The organism is Halorubrum miltondacostae (assembly GCF_041379815.1).
Lineage (GTDB): Archaea > Halobacteriota > Halobacteria > Halobacteriales > Haloferacaceae > Halorubrum > Halorubrum miltondacostae.
In genome coordinates this window covers 192509-218684 of the sequence record NZ_JBEDNY010000005.1, presented here as the reverse complement: position 1 = coordinate 218684, position 26176 = coordinate 192509, and the positions used below count along the sequence as shown (strand labels likewise).

Sequence of the window (26176 nt, the reverse complement as noted above, 5' to 3'; positions counted from 1 at the left end):
CTACTTTATAAAGAAGTTTCAAGTAGTGTTACAGACAGCGGTGTGAGACCCGTCTCCGTCGAATTAACCAACAAAAGTACGAATTCGCGGGTCTGTTGGTTAACACGAGAGTACCCGATGTCCTACGAACCCCCGACCCCACCGACGACCCTCGCGACGGAGATTGTCAACACGCTCAACGAGTCGGACCCGGAGCAGCTCCGAGACGTTGCTACGTACGCAGAAGCACTCGCCGAGCACAAGGAACGAGAGGCCCGTCTCGAGGAGTCGGCAGATCAAGAGGAGGGCGAAGAGCGACTAGACGATCTTCCGGACGACGTCCCGGCCAAAGCGACGATCACGATCAAGGAGATCAACGATAATCGCTACTACTACTGGCAGTGGCGGGAAGGCGATTCGGTGACGTCGAAGTGCAAAGGGCCGGTAAATCCCGACGAGTAGCTGAATCGCGTCCCAGTAGAGTGACGAGTGATTCGGGGAGACACCCTATTTATGGAGTGAACAAAAGGAACGGTCAGCGTTCGGGTCGCGGCGCAGTTTTGTAGCGTTCGATATCGTCGGTCTTCTCCACACGGTCGTAGAGTTCACAGACTGACATCCTCCCACGGCTAAAGCCGTGGGGTTCCCCCACTGGGGGTTGAATCTACGAGTAGCGGGAGGTTCGCAGGTTCGTCGTCACGTTGGACGATGACCTGCGTTTCGGGCTGTGCCAGTACAGCCCCCGCCTCGGACAGCGGTTTCGAGAACTTGCCCAAGGCTCGTTTACCGATGTTCAGCGCACCATTCTTATCCGCGTTGTCGTCCAGTCCACACTCTTGACAGTTGAAGCGTCCCTGCGTCTCACGGACACCCTCGCAGGCACAGCGGTTACACGTCTTCGACGTGTCGTACTCCTCAATCAACTTCACGTCGACACCCGCGTCGTGGGCTTTGTACTCGATGTAGTTGAGTAGGCGGGCGAACGGCATCTTGTGGGTCTTATCGTTCACGTACCGTCCTTTGTCGTTGTCTTCGCGAATCCCGCCAAGATCGCCCACGGCAATGACCGCGTTCCGCTCCTCGGCGTCCGCCACGATTTGGCGAGCAATCTTGTGGAGGCGATCGTCTACCTTTCGCGATTCCGCGTCGCCGATACGCTCAACCACCTGCTGTCCCTGTCGAGGTTTCGCCTTCCCAATGGACTTCCGCAACTGATTGTAGTGTTCACGGATATGGCGAATCTCCTCGCCGTAGAACGTGGTATTGCGGTCGGAGAGAAACGCACAGGTGGCGACCCACCGTGCGCCCATATCGATAGCCAGCACGTCGTCGTACTCGTCAGCCACGGTCACAGACCGTTTGACGACGAGATGGACGTACCAGTCACCGTCACGGCGCACTAACTCGCTGTCCCGAATGTCGCCCTCGCGGACGAGTTGTTCGTCCTTTCGAGGGACGTGGGCGGGACACCAGATAGAGTTGCCTCGTCCATGTTCGGGATCGTAGACAGGGACTTTGACCCACCACGACGAGAGAACTGTCTCTTCGTCGTGAGCCACGTCGAACACGTCGTTGCGGAGTACGACGGGCTGTTCGGTATCTGGGTTCGGGTCTTTCTGTCGCTGGACTTTCGACGCCTGCTGGTCGGTCGCAGAGTAGAGGTCAGCGTCTCCACCGTGAACCGCCGTCTGGAACGCCTCACACTCACGAGCGAGCAGGTCGTCTTTCCTGTTGGTCAGCGAGTGGAGTTTGACTCGCACCGTGGTCGAGACGTTCCGTTGCATGACTACTCACCTGCTTGGGCGTCGATATACTCCTCGATGACCTCGCTGGATACATCGCCCGCACTTGAGACGAAGTACGAGCGCGTCCACAGCGACGGCAAGCCGAAATCGAACTCATCCCGGAGTCGGCGCGAGGAGTAGCCCTTGACCTGTTGTATTATTTTGTTCGGGGCGAGCGTCGGGTCGCCCGTGACGAACAGGTGTACGTGGTCGGGACGAATCGCCAACTCCAGTATTTCCAAGCCAAGTTCGTCGGCTTTCTCCTCAATGAGTTCTTCGAGACGGTCGCGTACCTCTCCCGTTAGCACCGATTTACGGTACTTCGGACACCAGACGAAGTGGTACTGAAGTTTGTGGATGTTGGTACGTTCTCTGTCGAACCCACGAGGCATCGTCAGTATATAGAAAGTACTCATCTAAAGATATTACGCAAGCATCCAACCCCAACCGTGGCTATGAACGTGGATTGGTTCCCAGTTGTTGGCTTCATCCCACCCCTGAAGGGGTGGGCTTTCGCCTCGCTACCGCTGTAACAAGGAAGCCCACGCTTCAGCCGTGAGAGGAATCCGACGGAGTGTATCCTGCGCCCGGAGGAGCGTGTGCTCTTTGAGGAATCGTCGACCACTCTGGCTAGTCCCGTAGCTCTTGTACAGAAGGAGTGTTGCCGACGGCCCTCTCAGAAGAATGCTTCCTCAAGGATGCCGGCACCAACGAGCTGCTGAAGGTGTTGACGAATCGTTGTCTGGTTCTTGCCCGGGTTGAGGTAATCGAGTTCTTTCAGCGTTGGCGGTTCCGACGGATGCCCGAAGTAGAGGTGTTTCCGACACCCCCCGGTTTTCACGAGTGTTGTGTTGAGATGTACCGGTTGGTTGGACACCCCCCACTTTTCATGAGAGTTCTATTGCCGCGTACCGGTTTATCAGACATGCCCCCCAGTTTTCACGAGAGTTCTAGTGAGAATCGAGGCGATGTAGAGAAGATCATGGGTGCTGTGGGGATTTTCTGCGCAGTACTCGGTTGCCAGTGAAACGCGTCGGCTATTCTCGTGTCCGTTGAGGGAAACACTCGTGTCGAGTTGTCTGTCTCTACCCCCTCCCCCCACTTTTCATGAGAGTTGAACAGAGGGAGAAGGCGAGTGAAAAGATGTCTGACGTTCTCTTACTACTCCTCTACAGCTCAATTAACCGCTGTAGTAGCCATGCGGGTATGGTTGCGAGTGTTGTATAATAAAGGTTCGCCTCCGTACAGCACATTTTCTTCCCCCTCCCATCCTATTTTCTACAAACACTCGTGAAAAGTGGGGGGAGGGGGTTCGTAATCTCCACGGTTCGAGCCACCTGAAGCACCGTGAGGTGTGTCATGCTCATATACTGTGTCAGTTTCTCGTGAAGGCGTGGTAGGCTCTCGTGAAACCGATGAGACTCATGAAGGTGTGGTTTTAAGTAATATCGTACTAACAGTTTGAGCAATAATGGGGCTGGAACGGTTTACACCCGATTCTACAATTTTTGCCGATGAAGCGGTGCTTCGAGACGGGTACCGCCCAGAGAAACTCATTGAGCGGGATAACGAGCTGGAACAGTACCAATCCGCGTTGAAGCCCGTGATTAACGGTGCGCCACCGAAGAATCTGTTTCTATATGGGCAGACAGGCGTAGGGAAGACGTTGTCCTCGCGAATGATTATCGAGCGGCTCGACGCAGATCAGGAAGATCTGGACGACGTGGAAGTGTCTTTCGTTGAGCTAAACTGTAAGTCACTCAATTCGAGTTACCAGGTGGCCGCGAATCTCATTAACAAGTTCCGAGAACCGGAAGACCAGATCAAACCGACCGGGTATCCGTCTGGTATGATTTTCACGATGCTGTTCGAGGAACTGGAGAAGCTTGATGCCACACACTGTCTAGTGGTGCTCGACGAAATAGATGCCATCGGGAATGATGACGACATTCTGTATAAGCTTCCGCGAGCGAACGACAATGGGAATGTTGCGAACACGGCTGTGGGGGTTATTGGAATCTCGAACGACTTCACGTTCCGCGACAACCTCTCTGCGCGTGTGAAGGACTCGTTGTGTGATGAGGAGATCCATTTCCCACCGTATGATGCTAATGAGCTCGGGAATATTTTGAAGCAGCGAGCGTCGGAGGCGTTCCACAATACGACTGTTCAGGAGCGTGACGATGGCGAATTTGAGCTGTCGTCCGAAATTTTGGAGGATGATGTGATCCCGCTATGTGCGGCGTTCGCTGCGCAGGACTCGGGGAGTGCTCGGCAGGCGTTGAAATTGTTATATAAAGCGGGGGATATGGCTCGCGATGAGGGGAGTGAACGTATCTCTGAAGGGCACGTGCGGAACGCCGATGAGGTGGTGGAGCGAGATAAGGTTCGAGAGGAACTATCGCGCTTGCCGACGCAGTCCAAGCTGACGTTGTACGGTCTGTTGTTGTTGGAAGAGGAGGATGTGTTGCCGGCGAAACGTAACCGTATCTATGAGCGGTATGTGTTGGCAGCGAAGCGTATTGATGCGGAAGTGCGGACAGACAGAACGATTCACGACCGGCTGAGTCAGTTAACGCTGAAGGGGTTTCTTGATGTTCGCGAGCAGAACAAGGGGCCGAAAGGAGGGAGTTATTACGAGTATGAGTTTTCGATTCGTGCGGATCTCGTGCGTGATGTGTTACAGGAGGATGGGCGGATGCAGGAACTGTTCGAAGGGACGGACGGATCGATGACGTTAGATTCGTTTTAGGATACAGCACGCGAGTCGATCGGAGGATCTGCCACCGCTCGTTTCGTGTCGATAAACCCCGCGAGCGAACACGTTGATTGCCTTGTGGCACTCGAACCGGCCGAAATTCGAATTGCTGAACCATTGACAACCGAAGCAGGTGACGAGGATCCACTTCAGCGCTCTCGACCACCCCTCGAGTTCCGTTAATCGGTCCTCGTCGGGGTGGTCCCATTCCTTCTCGCGACGGATGGCCGTATTAATCTCGTCACATGCGTCGATGAGCCACTGTAGCACATCGACGAGATAGCCCCGGTCGTCGCAGATCGAATACCCGGGGCCAGAGACATCGTCGCGGTCGCTGTGGCAGTCACACCGGATAGGGTCCGACAAGACTGGATCCCGGTGAGCAAGTTCCCGATCGGTGCCCATGCGAGCTCTTGAACGGGTTTTTTCGAGCGCGACACGAGGTCGAGGACACCGTCGGGGTTCGTTTCCCCGTAAAAGAACGTGCTCGACTCGTCGATGATCGCCCGATCGAGGATGTTGTATCGCGCCGCGGAGTGACCGACGCGGCCGTACTCGAGTACGTTGACCGGCTCGCGAGATGCTGATAATCGACGTTCGGCCACCGACTCAGTGAAAGTCGTCGACGCCGGCGTCCGTCGCCATCTCATATAGGGCCGGGACGATCTCGCTCGTCGAGCAGACCAAGACGCCCGGATCGTGTGCGTCGATCGGACCGCTGCTGGCGAACAGCAGGCGGCCTTGTGTGCGGTGTTGGACTTCTACTCAACGCTCATACTGTTGGCCAGTGTCTCAACAGGTGAGAGATAGCTCAGGAACCGCTGTTCCAGTACACACACGCCAAGGCCGGCCTCGCCGAGAAAGTCGTGCTTCGGCCGACCGACGACACCGAGACGTACCCCTCGGACTGGAAGTACACGCTCCACCTGGGCACTCTCGACGACCCACACTCGTCCGGTACGACAACTCCCACGAGGATACGAAAGGCCACGAACACCACACCGCAGCCGGCGATCTTGACGACGTCGATTTCCCCGGAATGGAGGACCGGCTTGTGTAGTTCTGGGCGAGCGCAGACGAGTACTGGGACGCCGTCTGCGGCAAGCCGCCCCGGCCTTACTGACCGAATACCAACACACGATACCCCGACCATACTACACTCCACATCACCGTCGGCGACCGAGAACAGCTCTGTGAGGACGGGCTCCAGTTCGTACAAGATGTTGAGGACGACGATCTCGACGAACAGGACGGAAAGGCAACACTTCAATTCGGCACCTACGACGACTTCGTCGACAGTCTCACACCACCGTGTCTTGAGCTCATCCGGGCGATCGCGGAAGAGGCGCCCGAGAGCATGCGCGAGGCAGCGCGTCTCGTCGAGCGTGACGTGTCTAATGTCCACTCAGACCTGAATCAGCTGGAAGTTCTGGGCATCCTCACGCTCGAAGAGGGTGGGCCCAGTGGTGCGATTCAACCCGTCGTTCCGTTCGACCGCATCGAGGTCCATATCGACTACCCGCTTATCGATAGCGGCGACGCCGATGGTACTCCTCCAAGCGCGTAGTCACCACTCACTACTCTCCGAGTGTGCTATGAGACTCTCGTGCGATGGTTATCCACGACCCGCAATCACGCTGCTGCCCCGGAACAGTACTTTCACTCCGCTCGCCCGAATTATAAGACACACAATCTCTAATTTTGAGGAGAGAGAGCACCGCTGAGTCGGCTTCAACAACCGGATCGTCTCCGAAACAGTGTCACACGCTCTCTTCCCCCCAAAGTAGCCCGTGAACTCGTGAGAATGACTCCTAATGACCCAGAGACGGTCCGTGGCGACTGCTCGTTCTGCGGTGAGACAGTCACAGGCCGGCACGTAATCATCTACTATGAGACCGCTGGCGGTAACACAGGCGTGTGGGCTGAATGTCCTCGCTGTGGCGAAATCGTTGACCCCACTGATGCTCAGTAAACAGATCATCCAGCAGATCGTCAGGCTTGAGCCGTCATCGACAACGCTCCATAAGTGCCGTCGCTGTGGGTACAGCGTGGAGAAGGACGTCGATGAGTGTCCACAGTGTGGCTCTCAAGAAATTGCGGCCTACGATCTCGAGTAATGGCTGAAGTGGTCACGGTTGGGAAAGAATTCAGTACCTTATGTATCACCCGAACACTAACGTGACTCCAATTGTTACATAAGGCATGAAGCAGCCGTCACCACCCACCTCACTCCCAAAGTATCTCGCAGAGGGGCTCCCCAAACAGGATACAGAGACACTCCATGAGATACAGAACTACGTTGAGGCGCTCATTGAGTATCGCGACCAGTCGGTAGACACCGACGAGCTTCCCGAGACCGCCGAACCCGTTGACGGGTCCGATAGCGCAGGAAGCGGGACCGTCGTCAAAGAGAAAGTCACCTGTGGTGATGACGGCTGTAAGTGCGCCAGCGGGAATCCCGCGGATATGCACGGTCCGTATCTCTATCGCTACTATCGTGAGAACGGCACGATGAAATCGGAGTACGTCGGTAAGCCAGAAAGTGAGTAGCAGTGAGTCGAGACTACCAGAACTTCACCGACGTCGACCAACAGACATCGGCAATAAATCGACGCTACACCACCGGTGAGTCGCGTTCGACGATACTAGCAAACGCGACGTTCTCTTGGACTTGCTCGATCTCGACCGACAGCTCATCACCCGGTTGTCCGCCGGGGACGATCACGACGTAGCCGCGTTCAACCTTCGCAATGCCGTCACCTTGATCACCCGTCGCTTCGATGGTCACGTCGCGGACTTCACCCTCATCTACGGGAGGACCGTCCGACATCGGAGTTGGTTCTTGAGCAGTCGATTGGAGTTGATCTTGCTGGGCGTTCTGTTCTGTCAAGGATTCCGACGCCAGAATTGCGATGCGATACGTTTCGTCAGCAGCGAGCGCGTCATGCTCGACCTCACTTGCCGGGATTTCCACGACATATGACCCATCGCGTTCTTCGATTTGAGCACTGAACAGAGAGCGAAGCGAATCAGAGATTTCGATCATCGAGTATCGTAGAGTAGCGAAGGCGCTGTAGGTAAATCCCGCGTGTTACACCACCCGTTCTCGGCTACCTCTCAGTTACCGGGCAGGTGATTTGGTTCTGATAAAATATTCAGAAAAGGACATATCTAATATGGGTTCTAGTCCTTACAGACCTGTTACGCGTCGCCACCACCTTCCTCGAGAAGGAACTTTTTGACCGTCTCAAACTTGGTAGTGCTGTAGATCGGGACTCCTGAAACGACAATTTCCCGGATGTCGTCGGTATACGTGGGAATCGCTTGGGCCGCTTCAACGTCGATGTCGTACGCATACCTATTGCCGTCGAACTCGGCGTCTTCGAGGTCGCGACCAACAGCGTTCGCCTCTCGTTGGGTTGGAGCTCGGTCGTCCGTCGTGAGCACCCAGAGGTCGATGTCGCTGCGCCGATCGGCTTCGCCACGGGCCACACTTCCGTACAGAACGATCCCGATGACGCCGTCGAGACGGCCAGTGAGTTCGTCGACGGCGGCCTTCACGGGCTTGTGGAACTCTGGTTGCGGTATTCGGAAGAGAGGGTCGTCCGGTATAGCAAGTCGTTCTCGATTGATCCGAACGAGCCGCTGGTTATTGTCGGGGTGTTCAACCACTAATCCGTTCTCGACGAGGGTGTTGAGCGCTCTCCGAACCGTTTGTTGGGAATGGCCAATCTGATCAGCCACCTCGCGCTGTGAGAACTGCTTGAATCGGTGATTCGTTAAAAATAGCAAGATGTCGTTCGTTGCCTTGCTTTTGAATAAATCCGCGTCTGAGGCGGGTATTGGAACCGATATGGACACGCCCTGTGTAGGGTTCGATTTCGTCTCATGGCCCATGTGCCATACTGCGGCTCACAACTTTATATATTTTATATAAATATCAGCTATAGTTGATAACAACCGCTTTGTTGAAATCCTCAGTAGTTGATGGTTTTGCTCCCTTAATCGCTCAGTATAGAGAGTACAGTCAGCAGTCAGACATCGTAGATTTCACGCGCTCACCAGAGAATCAGCCACGCTAGCGTAGAGATATTTATCCAACAGACGGTGTAATTAGATGCGCAGTGACTCACAGCGTGGCAAGCGACAAACCTTATTCGGTCTTGGGCAATTCCACGACGAAGACCGAGCCTTCGGGGTCATTGTCTTCGACCCACACCTCACCACCGTAATCCGTCACAAGTGTTGCGACCAGATACAGCCCCATCCCACTCCCTGCGCTTTCCAAGCCACGTTCGCCCTTTGCGAAAATATCGTCTTTCTGCCCGTCGGGGACGCCGGGGCCGTTGTCCGCAATCTGGATAGTCGCTATGTCGTCTTGTTCGGTTACCGAGGTTGTCACCTCTGCCACCGCCTTATCATTGTGCTGTATCGCGTTCTTCAGCAGGTTCCGAAAGACCGAGGAAAGCATGTCGTTGGCGTTAATAGTCACAGAGGAAACCGTTGTCTCAAGGGACACAGCGGCGTTCGGATATGAGGATTGTACTTCGCTCACCTCGTTTTCCAAGATAGCGCGAAGATTGACCTGCTGACCTTCTTTTGTGGTCGAGAGCATTACGTCGGCTATCTCCCGCGCTGTTCGTGTGAGTTCGATAGCGTGGTCGGCACTGTCCTGTATTGTGGTGATGTACCCTTTCACTTCCTCGTCTTCGCACTCTTCGACAAGCAGGTCGGCATAAGCAGTGACGAGTTGTAGATCGTTGCGAACATCGTGGCGAAGGACTTGGTTCAGGATTTCGAGGTTGTCGCGTTGGTCTTCAAGTTCCTGTTCGTATTCTCTCAGCTCGGTGATGTCCCGTGCGTATCCGAAAACGGCTTCTTCACCAATTTCAGGCGTTTTGAACGGTATTCTGCTTGTCTGGAAAATATGTTTCTCAGTGGCAAGACTCGTCACTTCTTCTTCGAACATCGCAGATTCACCGGATTCAATTACCTCAATATCTCGCTGACGGAGCGTTTCATACTGGTCAGACTCGGGAAAGAACTCCGGTTCTGGTTTCCCCTCAATCTCTTCGGGGATTGTTCCGAGTAACTCGGCATTCGCTTCGTTCGAAAGCAGTATCTCGTCGTCCCGGTTTTTGACGAAGATAGGGTCGGGAATAAGATCGATTATTTGTCGCAGTTCATCGCGGGTTCTCTCAAGCGCTTTCTCATACTGCTTTTCTTCTGAAATGTCTTGTACATACGCGACGAGTCGGCCTTCTTCAAGTTCTACGGCCTCAAAGATTATGTCTACCGTATGGCCGTTTTTGTGACGTATCTGTCCTTCAGTCCGCATATGTCCGGTCTCGCGGACTTCAGTAAACGAAGGGATTTCTTCGGGGTCGTCCTGTTCAGGGGCTAAATCAGCGACCGACATGTCAAGCAGTTCATGCCGCGAATAACCGACCATATCACCGGCAGCTTCATTCACATCCACGTATTCGCCGTGTTCATTAACTTCGAATATGCCGATGGGTGCTTTCTCAACGTGGGCATGATACGACGAGTTATCGCTCGATGAAGTCATGCGCCTGACTATTTCCGAGACCGATTAAAATGCGACGGAAAGTAACGCCGGTCAGCTATTCGCTCCCAATTCGGCCATGAACGGGCGTCTCGACACCTCTCCTCTGACTCCGAGGGTACCAATACTGACAGCAACCGACACGCGTTGGCGATATCTGGAATAGCTTCTTGTAAGATACGCAAGCGCGTTCTATCGGCTAATTCGGCTGTAGATACACGAAATAAACGTCGCGGCAACTCTTCTACGGCGCCCTGTCCGGATACACTATCTAGCCAGTTCTCGTGGCTAGTCTCTCCTTTCCCATTGGGTACTGTCAGAGAGTTTTCTCTCAGTTTCAGCTGTGACAGTATTCTTCCAAACTCTGGCTATCCACCAGTTGAACGAGTATGGAATGATGTGCCGGAGTCAAAACTGGTGAGTTCAGTGATACGCTGCTCCAGTTCTTCGATCTCGGCTTGGAGCTCGGTTGTGTCTTCGTCGGCTCCAGCCAACTGGTCTTTGAGCCCTTGGAGACGGCTTTCCTTCATCTCGTCGTCGACGTCTGCTTTCCGAACATACTCACTCTCCTTGATGTCATACACATCAGATTCAGAGAGTGACGTTACTACACGCTGAACAGGCGCAATACCACGGCCTTCAGGCCGTGGATACGCGCCGTCACTCGACGACACTTTTCATCGACACCTGTATAGTCCGAGTTTCCAATCCAAACGTTCAATTTCCAAGAATCACTACACAGTAGTAAGGTCAGGTCGGAACGGAGCGGATTCCGAACGACCTTCGGAGGCGGCCACGCCGCCAACTCAATGAGACAGTATCCGAAACGCCGGCGCGGTGAACACGAATGCTTGAAGAGTTCGCCTGTGCCCGTCGGCTTGAGCAAGCCCGACGATACCTCCGAATCCGTCAAAGCGTCAACGACTCTCTGCTGGCAAAAACAACAGATGGGAGTCAACGACGCCAAGGATAGGAGTAACAGCGGTTTGGCACCGTCAGTCAGCCACCGACCACGATGGCTGGGTTAGACGCGGACTCCCGTGAAGTGGCGGCGTCCATGGTTGCAAACCTGAAACTCCCACCGCTCGGGAATCCTCCGCGTTAACGCGGAGGAGGGTGTCAATTTGTGCCACGCTATGTCGTGTGAATCAGCAGAGGACCCTCCACCGTTTCCGGAGCTTTCAGTGGAAGAATCGATCGGCCTTAGCTAACAAATCAGAACAAAAATACCGCGTTGTTGGGGAAGGCTAGAGTAGGCGCATTCGCTCTCTTTCTGCGATTGTCGGATGTCTGGGGGTACTTAGACCCTCCACCGTTTCCGGAGCTTTTCGGCAACGAGATATGGTTCTATTTAGCCTCTCAGAAAAGCTCGTTCAATAGTCGGAGATATCCGACTGAAGCAGATTGTTATCGTCAGCTGTCGACTGGATGATGTTCGCGAGTTCTTCGAAACGTGTCGTATCGAGGAGGACTTCAAGTACTGATTTCAACGGGACATCAAGCTCGTATTCGTGATACCGACCAGCTGAGAGCCCCTCGTTCCGTTCAAACAGGTTGATCAGTCCGAGCATATTCATATCCGAGAGGTGGTCACGGACACGACGTTCACTCACGCTATCAGCGTCGAGACGGCTACAGATTTTCACGTATCGCTCGTAGAGATCACGGGACCGAACAGGAACTTCATCGAGCGCCTGGTGGTACGCAAGCGCACAGAGGACAGCATGCCCTTGGGTCGTGAGTTCCTGCATCCCCTCGTAGAGTTGGTTCTTTTCGAGTTCGTCTTGCGCCTCACGGACGTGCTCCTCAGTTACTGTGTCGGAATCAGCCGCTTGGGTAAGCTCGCCAGCTTCACGAAGTAGTCGGATTGCCTGTCGAGCTGATCCAGTATCTTGAGCAGCAAATGCCGCACAGAGCGGGACAGCATCATCGGATAACACATCGTCGTGGAACGCTTTCTCGGCACGTGGGTTGAGGATCGAGCGGAGCTGATTCGCGTCGTATGGTGGGAAGAGGATCTCTTTTTCGGCGAGCGTGTCCTTGACTTTTGGCGAGAGATTGTCCCTGAACTGAAAGTCGTTACTGATGCCGACAATCACTGGACGAACATCGTCGACGTAGCCGTTCGATCGTGCACGAGGGAGCCCGTAGAGGATGTCGTCGGAGTTGCCGATATTGTCGATCTCGTCAAGAACGATCACGACAGTACCACCCAGCGCATCGAGTTCTTCATAGAGAATATCGAACACTCGTTGCTGGGAGTAGCCGGTAGCACTGATACGGTCTTTATCCTGGCTGTTACGGAGCTCGTTGACTAAGGCGACAGCAACTTGGTAGGACGAGGAGAGGTTCTCGCAGCTGACCCAAACCGTCGAGAGATGGACATCGTCGTATTCGGCAGTATCGTTCTCCAGATGCGACAGCATATACTTGGTCGCGACGGTCTTTCCCGTGCCTGTCTTCCCGTACAAGAAGATGTTCGACGTCGGGCGGTTATCGATGATCGGCTGGAGAGCACGCTGATATTTCTCGAGTTCCTCGTCCCGTTCACGGATATCCTCGGGCTCGTAGGAATCGTCGAGGGGTTCGGCGTCAGCGAACACCTGGCGATCCCGCTGGAACATTCCCATGATAGTCTGCCACACGGGAAATATCATAAAACCACCGTTTCCGTAGCTTCCGGAGCGTCCGGAGCTCACCTACTTATAAGCAATACACACACCACCACTTCCGGAGCTACGATCCTTTATATAACACAGTCACTCCACCGTTTCCGAAGCTATCGATAACTCGTATAAATCCGATCGAGAAATACCATTACTAGAGACCAAAGATTTAATACAATTTCCTTAGAACAATATCCGCATCAGGGTTAATATAAATTTACAGATTAGAGATATGTTTTATTGGAGAAAACAGAAGTCTATTGATCGACGACAGTACCGGTTAATATTGCCGCTTCTTTTGTGGTCCCCTTCTTTTCTCGTGGATAGCTTCGGAAATGGTGGTGTGAGGGTTCACCTTCTTGTCCCGCCAACAAAAGCTCCGGAAACGATGGTGTGTATACTCTCGTCTTCGAGCTGCGGGAGAGACTACGTCGAACTCACAACGTAACTCTCGTCAACGACGCCCATTCCATATCAACACGAATCACGTATCACGTATAGCTCCGGAAACGGTGGAGGGGTGAATCAAAAATTAAATCCACTCTTTCCGCTGCTCTCAACACCCGACAATCGCCTGTTTCAGCCGATTTAACCGAGGATTGCTCCGGAAATATCGGAGGGTATCTTCAGTCTCAGCAGACCTCTCGGAGAATTGCTCGCTCAAAGTGGAGTGTGGGTGGTCCCGACTGGCGTCTTATTTGTTGGACGCCCTGTCCTGACGACGAACTGGCCTCGACAGGTCAGACAGTAGATTGTACGGAATCGCGTCGGTGGTTATACTTGAATACTTGAACGGGTGGTGTGTAAGGTCGACAATTAGAACGGCTGTCTGGTCATCGGAGACAATTGAAGACGTGGTGTGTGAGATCGGTTGGGACTTCAGCGTCGATCGCTGTCGGCGTACAGCTCGAAACACTCGAAGCACCGGAGGGTGAGGACAGAAACAAGCGAGGTACCGTCGCGGAGGCCGGTGGTCTACTCCTCTCTTCTCGGTGGTTGAACGATATCTCCGAGTGATCGAACCAATTGGATCCCGTTCTCGTAGTCAGTCGTCACCCGATACCCTTCTTCATCCTGCTCAACGGCCCCTACGCTTGGATGCGCGAGCAGTTGGAGGGCGGATCGAACCTCTTCGGTGGTTGGGATATCGTTTGAGTCCTCCATGCCTACAACGATCCACCGGACGTCCTCCGCTGTCTCCACGGCTCCGTCGGCACGCTCGAGAGCTCGGATGACCGCAAGCAGGGTTTCTCCAGCATCGATCCGGTCTTGGATGTACTCATCGAGGAGGTCGAGTCTGTCGTCTTGGAAGGCCCCTGAGCGTGTCAAGAGGGCCAGTATCTCCTCGGGTGGGACGGCATACTCGTTCCGGCGATCGAGGAGCTCGACGAGGTCGTCGACGGCGATTGTTGTCAGCTCGGTCGTCTCGGCATTATCGATCACTTTCGGGGCGAAGCCTGGAGCAACCACGATGGCGTGATCGGCTCCACGCTGTCGTCGGTGTTTGTCGACGTTGGTGACCTCTAGTGAGTTGACCCGCCCATTCCCTCGGGCCTTCACTTCGACAACGACGTGTTCGGGAGATCGGATCTCCACGTCGGTGTCACCCCCTCCTTCGATCCAGTCGGCGGCACAGCCCAGCCGAGAGAAGGCCTTTGCAACGAGTTTCTCAAACTCCTCGTGGGCGTTCCCATCTGTGCTGGCCGCCTGGAGCTGGTCGGCGAGATCGGGGGTTGGTCCGTCGTCTTCATCGTCGACCGGGTGAACACGTTCGCCGGCGTCGGTCAGGTCGGCAACGGCGGTCTCGACTGACTCCTCGCCAGAGAGTTGGTTGAGTCGCTTGTCAGCGACCCGGGTGAATCCCTGTGGGCGGTAGGTCTTGTCATAGCCAACGAGTTCGTTGAATTCCTCAATGTCGACGTCGACTTCCTCAATATCGGTGAGGAAAGTCATGTACTCCCACGGGCTTTCCTCGTTCCAGCGACCGTGTTCAACGTTCTCTCTCCAGAGATACTCCGCAAGGTCGGGGTCGTGTCGGAGTTGGAGGACTTGCCCCCTCGCGACGAACGCGCTATCATGGTAGACGAGCGCGATGTCGTTGCGTTCGACGTTCCGCCATGTCCCGTCTACTGAGGTCCCCCAGACGTGGACGAGATCGTCGTCAGATGTTGTCTGAAACAGTTCGAGATCTTCGTCATTGAGGTAAGACTCAATATCCTCGATTGGGTGCCCATCTTGGATGAACTGTTTGTAGTCCTCAAACGCGTCGTCGCGACCAGCGGGGAGGATCACGATTCCGGTCATGGCTGAGTGGAAATCATCGGTGGGGAGCAAATAGCTGGCTACAACTGGCTCTATTGAAACTCTCAGGAAATGGCATATTCTCTCTGATTCGCTCACTACAACGGGCCCATCAGTCGTTCAGCATCTCGAAAAATTCCCTCGGTGTGACGATGTCGATTCCATAGAACGACTTAATGTCGAGAAGGTGTTAATTACGGAAGAACGGCCTGTAACTACCGGTCAATACACATTGATTAGCGACAGCTGTTTGTGAGGCGAAGCTGCCTGAAGAAGAGATCTTATTATCGCATGAAGCACCAGCATCTTGCTAGATTGAACTATCGAGAAGTCACCATATCACCGCTCTTTGGTACAACTCCGGCACTTGAGCCCATCTAAAATTGTTTGAAGCGGGTTGCGTTCAGTGAGTTCCCGTTCACACGACGAACATCGAGCAGTATCGTCTACACCAATCCCACTCCCGTATCCGAGAGTTACCGTTTGACATTTGCTACCGTCGATGAGCTCAAGATCGATTTCACCTCGCTCGTACTCTACTTCAGTCAGAGTGAGCGGTGTGACCTGTACGTCGAGTGAGTGTCGCTCTCGGATGTCTCGTTGTCGCTCAGGGAACCCACTATTACGGCGCTCCTGTAACTCGTTGAGCGTCTCGTCGAGTTCCTTGTACTCCGATTTGAGTTCTTTCCGTTCTCGCAGCGCTTGAACGCGTGAATCGCCGTCTCCTGTGTTGATTTTTTCACTCAGATCGTTGATTTTCGACGACAGATTCGAGTGTTCTTCCTGTAGCTCCTGGATACGCTGTTGTTGCATTTGGCGGTACTCTTCAACTTCTGAATCTGCCGCACGCGAGGCTTCTTGATGAATGTCGTCAAGCTGCCCCTGTACGCTCTCCAGCAATAGTTCCCGGGCTGTTTCGAGGAGGGGCCGCACATCTGTCTTGGTCAGCCGTACAGCGCCACTAGTGGCCGTCTCGGTCTCTACTGTAGTGGTATTGAGGAATGTCTCTGCCAGTTTTGGAAGGCCCTCCTCTGACCGCGTGTCTACAGCGACGGCGCGGAGAAGCTCCTGCTGGTATTCACTGACGGTCTCGATACCAACACGAAAGAGAACCACGATGGCCGTACGGTCGTAGTACGGAGTGAACTGCGCACCCTGTACCTCGACAGAGCTGTTTTGGATCCACTCCGGAATCTCGATGTCAGATTCACCCTCTATCGACAGTTTGCCAGAAGGCGACCGTTCACCCGCCTCCCGGAGTAGCTGTTGAAAGAACGCACTCTCCGGATTCAGCCGTTTCGTTCTATCACTATCATCGTCATCGTCTGGAGTACCCTCCCCCCGGATGAGCGTGTGTCTCCCGTGGGTGATCTTGGTGTCTATGTCATCGGGTACCGACACCAGCCAGCGATCGTCACTTCGCTCGATGGAACAGCCGATAGATCGGAGATACCGTTCTGTGAACTGCTCTACCACAGACTGCGTAACAGAAATCGAAGCGTCAGTCATCGCTCTCCCCCAGGTCGAATCCTTCGAACACGCCGCTATTGAACTCCTCAAGTTTGTCGGCGAGCTCACGCTGTTCTTGGAGGTCAACTGCCATCGCATCGAAGTCGTTCTCAAGATCGACTTCTGAATTTGCGGCCACCAACCGTTCGAAGATCTCGTCTTCGAAGCTTGTCCCCGACTCTTCCAAGCGGCTCAGTATTGAGCTCAGTTCTCCGACGCTCTGCTGGAAGAGATCGATCTTGTGGTACAATCGTTCCAGTACGTACTCTTCGACCGTATCTTTCAACGCCATATTGAAGATGAATACGTCTCGCTTCTGGCCGATCCGGTGTACGCGTCCGATACGTTGTTCAACACGCATCGGATTCCACGGCAAGTCTAAATTGACTAATATATTACAAAACTGTAGGTTGCGGCCTTCACTCATAGCGTCGGTTGAGACGAGGATTCCTCCCTCTTCTTCGAAGTCCTCGACAATTTGCTCCTTCTCGCTGCTCGAGTGCCCACCGTGGAATGCGTGTACTGTGTATCCCTCCGAGGCGAGTCTGTCGAGAATCTGCTGTTGGGTTGCTCGGAACTGGGTGAAGACGATGACTCTCCCCATCTCAACGTTGTCGCGAGCTTCTTCGACGATATCCAAGAGTCGTTCCTGTTTGGTCACGGTATCGATCTCATCGATCAGATCTAAGATCGACTCCAGTTCGTCAGCGTGCGTGAGCTCCGACTGGTCGTAGAGTCGCTTCTCGATGGTCTTCTTGAGCGCGACCGGGCTGCTGACAACCTCCTTCTGAAGGAGCATTAGTACGAGCTTCTGACCTTGGTCCTGGCTGTACGCCCCTCTGACGTAGTCGGAGACTGCCTGGTAGAGTTCTCGTTCCTCCGGGGTGGGATCGAACGTTCGTGTGTCGATAGTCCGGTCGGTGAAGTCAATATCCGTGTCTTCCCGCCGGTTTCGGATCATCACCTTGTTCAGGCGGTCCTGTAGTTCGTCTCGATTCACCAGTGTCTCCTGATTGCTGTTGACGAAGTAGTGGTGGAAGACATCACGGGTGCCGAACAGTCCAGGACGGAGTAGCGAGACCACATTGTACAGGTCCGTAAGTTCGTTCTGTATCGGCGTCGCGGTCAAAAAGAACGCATAGTTGTACGAGAGCCGGTCAATCAGGTCGTAGCGGTCCGTCTCATCGTTTTTGACGTAGTGGGCCTCGTCAAGTACCAGAACGTCCCAGTCGCGGTCAAGGACGGTTTGACGATGTCGCTCACTCTTTGCAGTGTCAATGCTCGCAATGATGTAGTCGTGTGCGCCGAAGTCTTCGAACTCGTCGTCATAGTTACAGACAAAGCCGAGTCCGAACTTCTCACGGAGTTCTGCCTGCCACTGCTTGGCCAGTTGTGCGGGAGTGAGGATGAGGACGGATTCGTCCGTTTCACGGAAATGCATCTCTTTGAGGATCATTCCGACCTCTATGGTCTTCCCGAGCCCGACCTCGTCTGCGAGGAGGGCCTTCCCGTCCATCTCGAAGAGGGCGCGGTAGGCTGCATCAACCTGATGTTCAAGTAACTTGACGGAGTTTTCGTCCAGTTCTTTCAGTGACCGAAGCTCGGAGTCCGGTTGGCCGGCTTGGAGACGAACAGCTTGGATACTCTGGATATGTTCTTCCTCAGCATCGTCCTCAGACAGCGAATCCAGAAGATCGTCCGTAGATTCGTGTGTGACCTCGACATCGACGAGGTCGTACCCGCTCATACATTCGTAGAAGCAGGTGTGAGTGAAATACATTTGGTGACCGACAATCACCGATCAGCACGCACTACTGTTGTCGCGTCTCGGCCATGTTCACGGGACCATAGTATTTATTGGGTGCCACGGTGCTGTGTTTAAATATCAAGATGGCACAGACGGGATCCTTACCAACCACTCTCGAAGACACGGTGACCCTCAGCCGTGAGCTTCGGGAAGAGGGCCAGATCGACGGGCAAGTAAAACTCTACAACGTTGACGACGACGACGAATTCGAGTCTGATGCAGACCTCTTCTTCGAACGTACATTGATGACACAGGGTCTCCGAGAAGCCCTCTCTATTCTTCGCGATTCCCTCACTGGTGACGACCCGCGGGGAACGCACATCCTCTATGGTCCGTACGGCAGTGGGAAGTCTCACCAGATGGTAGCGCTCTACCACTGTTTCGATGATCCTGCGGCAGCAGGCAGGTGGGTAAGTAATTCCATCGAAGGATTTGACACCGCGCTTCCGGATTCGGCCACACCAATCACAGTAGCGATGCAGAACGAACAGTACGAGTACCTCTGGGAACCGTTCTTCGAGGCCCTCGATTATGATCCAGGGACGTTTGAATCGGGTGGATATCCCGATATGCAGACGATTCAGGAGGCCGTCGGTGACAACACAGTCGCGTTTTTTGTGGACGAACTGGAAGACTGGTTCGACACGCTGCAGGGTGACCGCAAGAGTGCGAACAAGGCGTTCCTCCAGTCGCTACTCGAATCAACCGCGCTCTCGGGCCTCGAACTCTACACAATCGTCTCAGTGCTCCGTGAGGGATCCGAGGTTCACGACATTCTGAATCGGGAACAGGCGGTCGAGGTCAACATGAATAACCAGGTGGACAAGCGCGAAGTCCTTCGCCACCGCCTGATCGACTCCGTAGACGAGAGTGCTGCCCGCGAGATCGTCAATGGGTACTTCGACGCATACGATCAGGCGGAGGGCCATGTCGATCTGCCCGACGACCTGCTATCGGAGATGCACGACCTCTATCCGTTCCACCCAGTGCTTCTGGACGCGCTTGAGACGCGCTACTACGCCGACGAGGGGAACCAGAACACGCGGGGGATGATCTACCTCTTCTCTAAAGTTCTCTTGCAGATGCAGGGTCAGACGGACCTGATCACTCACGGAGACATTGATGCCATCGAGTTCGAAGACGAACTGGCGAAGATCAACTATGAACGCCTGAATGCTGCCACCGGAGATATCAAGAGTCGTGTTGACACGGATGAAGTGCCTCACGGTCGCCGCATTCTGAACACGATTCTACTCTACTCTCTGAAGCCGAGCGAAGGCGAGGGCGCAGAGGTTTCGGAGATCGTGATGGGTACTTACCAGACGGGTGACCTCGTCTCTGACGTCGTCCTCAACCTCGAACGATTGCACGGCGTCGCGTGGCACCTCCACAAGCTGAATGGGAAGTACGCGATCCGGGACCGACAAAACCCCAACGCGCTCATCCGGAACGCAGCCGTGGACGTGTCGGAGACGGCGGCGAAGGCCGAGATCGCGGACTTCATCACCGATATCTTCGGATCGAACGCGCACCCGGTCGGATTCCGGACCAACGATATGCGGGACATTCCGGACGACCGTGAGGTGAAGGTCGTCGTGAAGGACGGCCAGTGGACCCAAGCGGAGGTGAAGAAGGTCATCACGAACGACGGTCGCGGCCGCGAGTGGCGCAACACGCTCGTGTTCGTCCAGCCCTCGGGAGACAAGGCCATCGAGTCGGGTACACGGTACATCGACAAGGCACGATATATTGAGGGCGCGCGGCAGGTACTCGCCGACGAGTCTCTCGACGACGAAATCCGCACGTCGATTCGCAGTATGAAGGAGCAGGAGGAGAATGAACTCCGTGAGGAACTCCAACTCCTGTACGGCGATGTGATCGACGGGGACAATCTGATGGACGACGACGAGTGGGCGAAAGTGGAGCCGATGGACCTCGATGTCTTCGTCCTCGACGAGGCGGAACTCGACGCCTCGAATATTGCGGACTCTGCGGCAGCTGACCCATTCGACCTCCAGTCGCACGTCTGGGACATTGCCGAGGACCTGCTGGAACGACGGGGAGAAATATCGGTCGAGGATATCTACGAACAGTTCCTCCGTGACCCGGAACTCCCGATTCCAGGCAGCGCCAACGACGTGTTGAACGCGACTGTCGAAGCGCTCGACGGCAAGCCGGTGCTCGCCCGTGACACCGGCGGGTTCCGCGACGACCTTACCGGAAGCTCGCTGGACACTGTACTCGTTCAGCAGGACGACGTGGACGTGTGGGGTGTCGATGACGCCGAGCAGGAACTCCGCCAGCGCTTCGGGAGCGGAACGACTGCGCTCGACATCGGCGACTTCGAGCTGGAGCTCGTTGAGGACGGCGAGATCTGGATCGACGGCGACAGCCACGACGTCGTGATGCGGGCTATCGGTCGGCTCGCCCGGGAGGACCAGTACGTCATCGTGAAAGGGAACGAGATTCTCGACAAGCCGCAGTCCGACGCGACGCTCCGCGATGTCGGCGGGGCGGAGGTCGTCGGTGCATCGTCCCTCGTGGACCGTATCGAGAAGAATATTGACGACGATGGGTACGCGAATCTCGACACGATAATCGGGGAGGTTCGGTCAGATGAAGCAGTGTTCCTGCCACCGCACGAGACCGAATCGGTCGCTCGTGAGGCGGTCAACGAGTTCCTCGTTGATGACTACGTGCTGGAGGCCGGTGGTCGGTACCTCGGAGCGCTCGGCGACCGCGACCCGACGACGGTGAAGATCGTCCCGACGGTGTCGGACCGGATCGGCGATCAGATCCTGTCGTACATTGAAGACTTGGATCCGGGCGACCAGTTCACGGTCAACAAGGTCACTGACCGGTTCGACAGCAGCGTCACCGAGTACATGGTACGGACGTATCTGCTGGAGAATATCGGGAAAGACGAGGAGCCAGAGTACGTGGTCAACACGACCGGCTCGGAGAAAGCGTCCGACTGGGTGCCCGGCTATCCGTTCCGGAAGGCCGACACGGAAGCCGATACGTGGCGCTTCGAGTTCAACGGAGACGACGTCGCTGCGATGCGGAGCAAGTGGCGGAACAACCACCAAACTGGAAGCGTGGAGTACGGCGACGTCACGTTCATGCTGCCGGAGAGGGAGGGTGTTCCCGGTGCTCTTCAGGGAACCGCCGACGTCGAGCGGACACAGGTTAGCTTGACGTTGCGGTCCGAGCAGGACTACACGAAGGTACAGGATCTCTTCGAGCGTATGCCAGAGGAGGCGTCGAGCCTGAAGATCGAGATCAGCTTCCAGAAGTAACGTCCGAATCCTGCTCGTGAATTAGAGGTGGTTTTCCGAAGTGATTTTACCATCACTGTGCCGGACAGGCTAGTCGTCGGTGTTCTGGTAGAGTCGGAGACCAGCCACGACACAGCCGACTAGCGTGATACCCTCCCAGATTAGGATGTCAACGGCACCAATCGTCACGAGCCGACGAAACGAGTTGATCCCCCAAAGTGCGGTTGTCCTGCGAAGCGCGACGGATCCGACGGCTTTCAGAGCTTCGAGCGGTGCAACGCCGAGCAGAGCGGATCCACCAATAGTGATGATCAGCAAGAGGAGCCACTGCTGACGGCCAAATTGGAAGAAGTTGCCCGCAGCCTTGCTGAGGTAAGTATTTGTTATATATCGTATCGTACCGATAACCCCGACCATTCCTTATTGCTTTGTGACAAATGGTAATCGCATAAACCTTCTCCTGAAAGTGTACAGAACTGGAATGTATGTTGTCGGTTTGGGTCACGTAGTGTGGTAGTCCTTCGGCATCGGTCACGGCCTTGCTCAACTATTTCCCAGTACCAGTGATGAAGCGTGAAGAGCAGAACCGGTGAAGATCTAACGAGATCGAATGGACCGATACTGTACCCTCCTCCAGCTTAGATGAGTTGCCGAATCAAATCGTGTGGGAGACTACCAATATGCCCCTTTTTAGAATCGTCGCTGTACTCCACTTCCGGAACGTCCTCACCACGACTTCTCCGTTCTGTTATGCCTTTACGAATGAATCATTAAAAATATTCTCACTCACAAAGTGTCGATCCACATCATACGCGAGTTTTCGGCGTAGTCCATTCGAGATTTCTCATCCGTTCGTGCCAATTCTGATTACCCTGATTTACTGCTCTAACTGCTCTGGTCGGCGAATTAGGCGAATTCGAATCGGGTTGTGGTGCTACAGACGCAGAGTGCCCGATTGACCAGCAATCCCCCTAAGGCCAGATGTTTAAAAGTGAATAATGGTTGTACTTCTTCGCAGTAAACCCATGCAGATAGAGACAATCGAGCGAGCGAAAAAAATCGACGAATCGAAACAGATAATCGCCGAGATCGAAGAGCGGGTGGGGTTCAAACTGAGTAACCCTCGGTATGCCCTGTCCGTTGCCAGTAAAAACCTCCAATCCGACTCGATGTATATCGATCAGATGGTAGGGGCGATGAGCGAAGCAGCCGGGTATGCGATTGATCATGGTCACGATGCCCTCGCATCAAAAGCCATTCAGAGCACTACTGAACTCGAAGAAACAGTGTCCGAAGACGAATAAGCAGCTCCTGACCGCTACGGGATTCGTCCTCATTTGTAGTACAACCTGGTGTATTAATCTCGATGAGCCACCGCGACAGAGAACGCACACTTATGGGGTTCCTGCATAATCGCTTCTATATACTGAATAATGTCTGAGCAATCTGGATCTTCACAGGGCCGGCAGGAGCGGACGGAACTCCCCATCGAACGCGGGTTCCCCATCGAGCGTATAAACGAGATTGCCGAGAAGGAGGGCCGGGCGAAGATGTACTACCGCCCTGTCTACACGATGCACAAGTGGTGGGCGCGACGCCTGGGCTGCGTCTTCCGCGCTATTTCGCTCTACACCCTGCTGGACGATCCGGAGAAGATCTCGGTGTTCGAGCCTGGCCACGAGGGAAGTACGCTGGCGTCCTACGGCGACGACGCCAACGGTGAGTCCGACCTTGATATCGCATCGCTGCTCGAACGCGTGGACATGACCGACCCGGAGAGCCTTTGGGAGCTCTATCCGAAGGACGTCCGCGTCGAAGACAAGAAGATTCTCGACCCGTTCATGGGTGGCGGCACGTCGCTCGTCGAGGCGTCGCGCTTCGGCGCAGAGGTTGTTGGTAACGACCTGAATCCGGTCGCGTGGTTCGTCACGAAGAAGGAACTCGAAGCCGGCCAGACCGACGTCGAAGAGCTCGAAGAAGCCTTTGAACAGGTGAAGGAGGACGTCGCCGACGAGATTACGCAGTACTACAAGACGCCCTGTCCGAACGGTGACCACGAAGCCGACGTGATGTACAACTTCTGGGTGAAGGAGTTGGACTGCGTCTCCTGTGGGCACACGGTTCCACTGTTCAAGGACTATCGCGTGGCGAAAGGGCGCTACGAAAACGACGATAAGTACAACGTTTTATGCCCTGACTGTGGTGCTGTGACGCTGGTGGATGACTGGCAGTCAGAATCTGTTTGTAACGACTGTGGACACGGGTTCGTCCCGAAGGAAGGGAACGTTTCGCGGGGAGGGAAGTACAACTGTCCTGATTGCGGACAGAAGTACGGGATTGTAGATGCTATTGAGGAACAGGGCAAGCCAGACCTCCGGCTCTACGCGGTCGAGTATTATTGTGGACACTGCGATGATGCAGGCGAGAAGAAGAGTGCTTACAAAGGATACAAGCAGGCAGAAATAGCCGATCAAGAACTCTTTGAGGAGGCCAAGGAGGAGTGGAAAGACAACGAACACCTCCATGATTATGTCCCTAACGAGGATATTCCTGAAGGGGCGATTACCGCGGCTTCATCGGTAAGTGGAAACGATCTTTTCCAGCACGGATATACGAAATGGACTGAATTCCAGAATGACCGCCAACTCCTTTCTCTTGCCAAGCTACTCTCAGCCATTGACGATATCGACAATGACAACGCTAGCGAATTTCTTTTAACGGCGGTTACGGACGCCCTCCGAACTAATAGTACGTTTTGTTCCTATGACGCCGGTCGGAATGGGATGGATCACATCTTCCGCAACAATTCGTTTGCCCCAGCTATGTATCCTGCTGAGAATAATGTCTGGGGTACTAAGTTCGGTAGAGGGAGTTTTCTATCCTCCTGGGATATGGTCTTGAAGGGCGTAGAATACGCTAACAACCCAACTGAAAGGACGATTCAGGATGGGGAAACGACCGAATCAGAGCCATTTGCACACACCTTTGGTGACGATTTTAGACTTCACCGAGGGGATATGCGAAATCTCGATTACGAAAATGAATTTGACGCTGTCATCACCGACCCTCCCTACTACGATAATATCATCTATTCGGAGGTCGCTGACTACTTCTACGTCTGGCAGAAGATTCTCCTTGAAGACAAATACCCTGGATTCGACCAGAATAAAACGCCGCGTGCAGAGTCCATCGTCACGAATCCATACTTAAACAAGACCGCCGAAGACTTCGAGTCTGAACTCGGGCAGGCATTCTCAGTCATCAAGCGGGCACTCAAAGAGGATGGCACGCTTGCTTTCACATATCACCACAGTGATTCCGAGTCATGGGGCGAACTCCTCGAATCGCTCTGTAATGTCGGCTTCGAGGTGACAGCAACGTACCCAATTAGTGCAGACATTAACAAATTCATCTCCGGCGAAGCTGTATCCTTCGACATCGTCGTCGTCGCCCGTCCCCTTGACGACACGGAGCCCGCCTCGTGGAACTCCCTCCGACGCGACATCTACCGCACGGCCCGTCGTACCCGCCAGCAGCTCGAAGAGAACCGCGAGCTGTCTCGCGGTGATATCGGTGTAATGGAGATGGGGGCGTGTTTCCGCGAGTACTCCAAGCACCACGGGAAGGTGCAGCGCGACGGAGAGATTATGTCCGCGAAGGAGGTCGTCCAGAAGATCTACGGCATCATCCAGGAGGCCAGCGATATCGGTGTTGAGGACGTATTCATCGACCTCCTTGACACGTCGAACGTCTCCTACGACGACGTCAACAAGCTCTGCCGCGGGACGAACGCCACGCCGGAGGAGCTCAAGGAGATGCGCCTGTACAACCAGGACGACGGCTTCGAGCTCGGCACTTGGGACAACGAGAAGCGCCAAGCGTACATCCAGGAGCGCGTCAACGGCGACGGCGGCGACCACCTCTCGAACCTCGACAAGCTCCAGTTCCTCCGCTACCGCTACGAGAAGGGGCAGGCGGTCCAGAACTATGTCGAGAAGTGGGACGTGGATGACGACCTGCGTGAACTCGCCGGCCGACTCGCCGACGTAACCGGCGACGACACGTACACGCGCGTGCTCGGGGATCGAGACATTACGAGCTACTAACCATGGCAGGACCAGGCCAAATCCCCGGACGATACAACATCATCGTCGAAGGGGAGTACGACGTGTTCGACCACCAGATGCCGGTCGAGGAGTTCATCAAGCGTCTCGAAGACGACGACGTGCCAGACATGGTCAGCGTCGTCGGACTGAGTGACGCGTTCGAGGACAGCGACCTGGCAGACGAACTCGCTCGTGCAATGGATCGACGAGCGAACGACTTGGAGTATCAAAGCCCAACCGTTCAGTTCGTCGTCGAAGGATCGTTCCACCGAAGCGGGAAGACCTACGATCTACGGTACAACGACGCGCTTCACTCACTACAACAGGTTTTCGGCCCGCAACTCGAACGGAAAAAAGAAGGAGACTGGCTCGTCGCACCGTTCTAGTCGGCAGTCTGTCTTAACCCAAAACTGTTCTTTACC

At 54.7% G+C, this 26176-nt stretch carries 20 protein-coding genes and 3 pseudogenes; 10 read left to right on the top strand and 13 right to left on the bottom strand.

What is annotated here, in order from left to right; translation table 11 throughout:
* The first annotated feature begins 117 nt into the window (after positions 1-117).
* Positions 118-441 (top strand): DUF6788 family protein, encoded by a 324-nt coding sequence (locus ABNG04_RS14435; RefSeq protein ID WP_371163084.1) that lies wholly within the window; start codon positions 118-120, stop codon positions 439-441.
* A 167-nt stretch (positions 442-608) separates the two neighbouring features.
* Here the strand turns inward: ABNG04_RS14435 and ABNG04_RS14430 are convergent, their stop codons facing one another.
* The 3 genes from ABNG04_RS14430 to ABNG04_RS14420 form a co-directional block, all read right to left on the bottom strand.
* Complete coding sequence (locus ABNG04_RS14430) at positions 609-1763, bottom strand: RNA-guided endonuclease InsQ/TnpB family protein (RefSeq protein ID WP_371163083.1); 1155 nt, start codon at positions 1761-1763, stop codon at positions 609-611.
* 2 nt (positions 1764-1765) lie between these two features.
* Positions 1766-2155, bottom strand: a complete 390-nt coding sequence (tnpA, locus tag ABNG04_RS14425; protein ID WP_371163082.1) for an IS200/IS605 family transposase — start codon at positions 2153-2155, stop codon at positions 1766-1768.
* A gap of 284 nt (positions 2156-2439) precedes the next feature.
* Positions 2440-2604: a helix-turn-helix domain-containing protein gene (locus ABNG04_RS14420; protein ID WP_371163114.1), complete on the bottom strand. Its 165-nt coding sequence runs from the start codon at positions 2602-2604 to the stop codon at positions 2440-2442.
* A gap of 630 nt (positions 2605-3234) precedes the next feature.
* Here ABNG04_RS14420 and ABNG04_RS14415 point away from each other — a divergent pair.
* Positions 3235-4515: a Cdc6/Cdc18 family protein gene (locus ABNG04_RS14415; RefSeq protein WP_371163081.1), complete on the top strand. Its 1281-nt coding sequence runs from the start codon at positions 3235-3237 to the stop codon at positions 4513-4515.
* 54 nt (positions 4516-4569) lie between these two features.
* Here ABNG04_RS14415 and ABNG04_RS14410 read toward each other — a convergent pair.
* Positions 4570-5256: pseudogene (locus ABNG04_RS14410) on the bottom strand (type B DNA-directed DNA polymerase); the annotation flags it as partial.
* Positions 5257-5327: 71 nt separating this feature from the next.
* Between ABNG04_RS14410 and ABNG04_RS14405 the strand changes: the two are divergent.
* The 4 genes and pseudogenes from ABNG04_RS14405 to ABNG04_RS14395 all read left to right on the top strand — a co-directional run bounded on the left by ABNG04_RS14405 (position 5328) and on the right by ABNG04_RS14395 (position 7071).
* A pseudogene (locus tag ABNG04_RS14405) lies at positions 5328-5644 on the top strand (toxin-antitoxin system TumE family protein).
* 42 nt (positions 5645-5686) lie between these two features.
* Positions 5687-6088, top strand: coding sequence for an HVO_A0114 family putative DNA-binding protein (locus tag ABNG04_RS14400; protein ID WP_371163113.1), 402 nt, complete (start codon positions 5687-5689; stop codon positions 6086-6088).
* Between the two features lie 237 nt (positions 6089-6325).
* Entirely contained in the window at positions 6326-6493 is a 168-nt protein-coding gene (locus ABNG04_RS18075; protein ID WP_445972123.1) for a DUF7837 family putative zinc-binding protein, read from the top strand.
* 230 nt (positions 6494-6723) lie between these two features.
* Positions 6724-7071: a DUF6788 family protein gene (locus ABNG04_RS14395; RefSeq protein WP_371163080.1), complete on the top strand. Its 348-nt coding sequence runs from the start codon at positions 6724-6726 to the stop codon at positions 7069-7071.
* 64 nt (positions 7072-7135) lie between these two features.
* Here the strand turns inward: ABNG04_RS14395 and ABNG04_RS14390 are convergent, their stop codons facing one another.
* The 8 genes and pseudogenes from ABNG04_RS14390 to ABNG04_RS14355 all read right to left on the bottom strand — a co-directional run bounded on the left by ABNG04_RS14390 (position 7136) and on the right by ABNG04_RS14355 (position 18310).
* A complete protein-coding gene (locus tag ABNG04_RS14390; RefSeq protein ID WP_371163079.1) occupies positions 7136-7567 on the bottom strand; it encodes a TRAM domain-containing protein in 432 nt (143 codons plus the stop codon).
* Between the two features lie 155 nt (positions 7568-7722).
* Positions 7723-8418 (bottom strand): nucleotidyltransferase domain-containing protein, encoded by a 696-nt coding sequence (locus ABNG04_RS14385; protein ID WP_371163078.1) that lies wholly within the window; start codon positions 8416-8418, stop codon positions 7723-7725.
* A gap of 256 nt (positions 8419-8674) precedes the next feature.
* Complete coding sequence (locus ABNG04_RS14380) at positions 8675-10090, bottom strand: PAS domain S-box protein (protein ID WP_371163077.1); 1416 nt, start codon at positions 10088-10090, stop codon at positions 8675-8677.
* Positions 10091-10455: 365 nt separating this feature from the next.
* A pseudogene (locus ABNG04_RS14375) lies at positions 10456-10695 on the bottom strand (DUF7983 family protein); the annotation flags it as partial.
* A 765-nt stretch (positions 10696-11460) separates the two neighbouring features.
* A complete protein-coding gene (locus ABNG04_RS14370) occupies positions 11461-12717 on the bottom strand; it encodes a Cdc6/Cdc18 family protein (RefSeq protein WP_371163076.1) in 1257 nt (418 codons plus the stop codon).
* A gap of 1011 nt (positions 12718-13728) precedes the next feature.
* The gene (locus tag ABNG04_RS14365; protein ID WP_371163075.1) at positions 13729-15057 is read right to left on the bottom strand and encodes a restriction endonuclease; all 1329 of its coding nucleotides are present in this window, start codon (positions 15055-15057) and stop codon (positions 13729-13731) included.
* A gap of 336 nt (positions 15058-15393) precedes the next feature.
* A complete protein-coding gene (locus tag ABNG04_RS14360; RefSeq protein WP_371163074.1) occupies positions 15394-16563 on the bottom strand; it encodes a hypothetical protein in 1170 nt (389 codons plus the stop codon).
* Complete coding sequence (locus ABNG04_RS14355; RefSeq protein WP_371163073.1) at positions 16556-18310, bottom strand: DEAD/DEAH box helicase; 1755 nt, start codon at positions 18308-18310, stop codon at positions 16556-16558. The genes ABNG04_RS14360 and ABNG04_RS14355 overlap by 8 nt, the downstream gene beginning before the upstream one ends.
* Before the next feature lie 143 nt (positions 18311-18453).
* Between ABNG04_RS14355 and ABNG04_RS14350 the strand changes: the two genes are divergently transcribed.
* Positions 18454-21669 carry a DUF499 family protein gene (locus ABNG04_RS14350; protein WP_371163072.1) on the top strand — a complete coding sequence of 1072 codons (3216 nt, stop codon included), beginning with the start codon at positions 18454-18456 and terminating at the stop codon, positions 21667-21669.
* Between the two features lie 69 nt (positions 21670-21738).
* On the opposite strand, the gene ABNG04_RS14345 is transcribed toward ABNG04_RS14350, so the two are convergent.
* Positions 21739-22065, bottom strand: coding sequence for a hypothetical protein (locus ABNG04_RS14345; protein WP_371163071.1), 327 nt, complete (start codon positions 22063-22065; stop codon positions 21739-21741).
* A 608-nt stretch (positions 22066-22673) separates the two neighbouring features.
* Between ABNG04_RS14345 and ABNG04_RS14340 the strand changes: the two genes are divergently transcribed.
* The 3 genes from ABNG04_RS14340 (at position 22674) to ABNG04_RS14330 (ending at position 26140) form a co-directional block, all read left to right on the top strand.
* Positions 22674-22952: a hypothetical protein gene (locus ABNG04_RS14340; RefSeq protein ID WP_371163070.1), complete on the top strand. Its 279-nt coding sequence runs from the start codon at positions 22674-22676 to the stop codon at positions 22950-22952.
* A 129-nt stretch (positions 22953-23081) separates the two neighbouring features.
* Positions 23082-25754: a DUF1156 domain-containing protein gene (locus tag ABNG04_RS14335; RefSeq protein WP_371163069.1), complete on the top strand. Its 2673-nt coding sequence runs from the start codon at positions 23082-23084 to the stop codon at positions 25752-25754.
* Positions 25755-25756: 2 nt separating this feature from the next.
* Positions 25757-26140 (top strand): DUF8076 family protein, encoded by a 384-nt coding sequence (locus tag ABNG04_RS14330; RefSeq protein ID WP_371163068.1) that lies wholly within the window; start codon positions 25757-25759, stop codon positions 26138-26140.
* Positions 26141-26176: the final 36 nt, after the last annotated feature.

What these genes read in the sequence shown, in the direction of transcription:
- ABNG04_RS14435 (WP_371163084.1), top strand. Translation starts at nt 118, where the DNA reads ATGTCCTACGAACCCCCGACCCCACCGACGACCCTCGCGACGGAGATT.
- ABNG04_RS14430 (WP_371163083.1), bottom strand. Translation starts at nt 1,763, where the DNA reads ATGCAACGGAACGTCTCGACCACGGTGCGAGTCAAACTCCACTCGCTG.
- tnpA (WP_371163082.1), bottom strand. Translation starts at nt 2,155, where the DNA reads ATGCCTCGTGGGTTCGACAGAGAACGTACCAACATCCACAAACTTCAG.
- ABNG04_RS14415 (WP_371163081.1), top strand. Translation starts at nt 3,235, where the DNA reads ATGGGGCTGGAACGGTTTACACCCGATTCTACAATTTTTGCCGATGAA.
- ABNG04_RS18075 (WP_445972123.1), top strand. Translation starts at nt 6,326, where the DNA reads ATGACTCCTAATGACCCAGAGACGGTCCGTGGCGACTGCTCGTTCTGC.
- ABNG04_RS14395 (WP_371163080.1), top strand. Translation starts at nt 6,724, where the DNA reads ATGAAGCAGCCGTCACCACCCACCTCACTCCCAAAGTATCTCGCAGAG.
- ABNG04_RS14390 (WP_371163079.1), bottom strand. Translation starts at nt 7,567, where the DNA reads ATGATCGAAATCTCTGATTCGCTTCGCTCTCTGTTCAGTGCTCAAATC.
- ABNG04_RS14385 (WP_371163078.1), bottom strand. Translation starts at nt 8,418, where the DNA reads ATGGGCCATGAGACGAAATCGAACCCTACACAGGGCGTGTCCATATCG.
- ABNG04_RS14380 (WP_371163077.1), bottom strand. Translation starts at nt 10,090, where the DNA reads ATGACTTCATCGAGCGATAACTCGTCGTATCATGCCCACGTTGAGAAA.
- ABNG04_RS14370 (WP_371163076.1), bottom strand. Translation starts at nt 12,717, where the DNA reads ATGGGAATGTTCCAGCGGGATCGCCAGGTGTTCGCTGACGCCGAACCC.
- ABNG04_RS14365 (WP_371163075.1), bottom strand. Translation starts at nt 15,057, where the DNA reads ATGACCGGAATCGTGATCCTCCCCGCTGGTCGCGACGACGCGTTTGAG.
- ABNG04_RS14360 (WP_371163074.1), bottom strand. Translation starts at nt 16,563, where the DNA reads ATGACTGACGCTTCGATTTCTGTTACGCAGTCTGTGGTAGAGCAGTTC.
- ABNG04_RS14355 (WP_371163073.1), bottom strand. Translation starts at nt 18,310, where the DNA reads ATGAGCGGGTACGACCTCGTCGATGTCGAGGTCACACACGAATCTACG.
- ABNG04_RS14350 (WP_371163072.1), top strand. Translation starts at nt 18,454, where the DNA reads ATGGCACAGACGGGATCCTTACCAACCACTCTCGAAGACACGGTGACC.
- ABNG04_RS14345 (WP_371163071.1), bottom strand. Translation starts at nt 22,065, where the DNA reads ATGGTCGGGGTTATCGGTACGATACGATATATAACAAATACTTACCTC.
- ABNG04_RS14340 (WP_371163070.1), top strand. Translation starts at nt 22,674, where the DNA reads ATGCAGATAGAGACAATCGAGCGAGCGAAAAAAATCGACGAATCGAAA.
- ABNG04_RS14335 (WP_371163069.1), top strand. Translation starts at nt 23,082, where the DNA reads ATGTCTGAGCAATCTGGATCTTCACAGGGCCGGCAGGAGCGGACGGAA.
- ABNG04_RS14330 (WP_371163068.1), top strand. Translation starts at nt 25,757, where the DNA reads ATGGCAGGACCAGGCCAAATCCCCGGACGATACAACATCATCGTCGAA.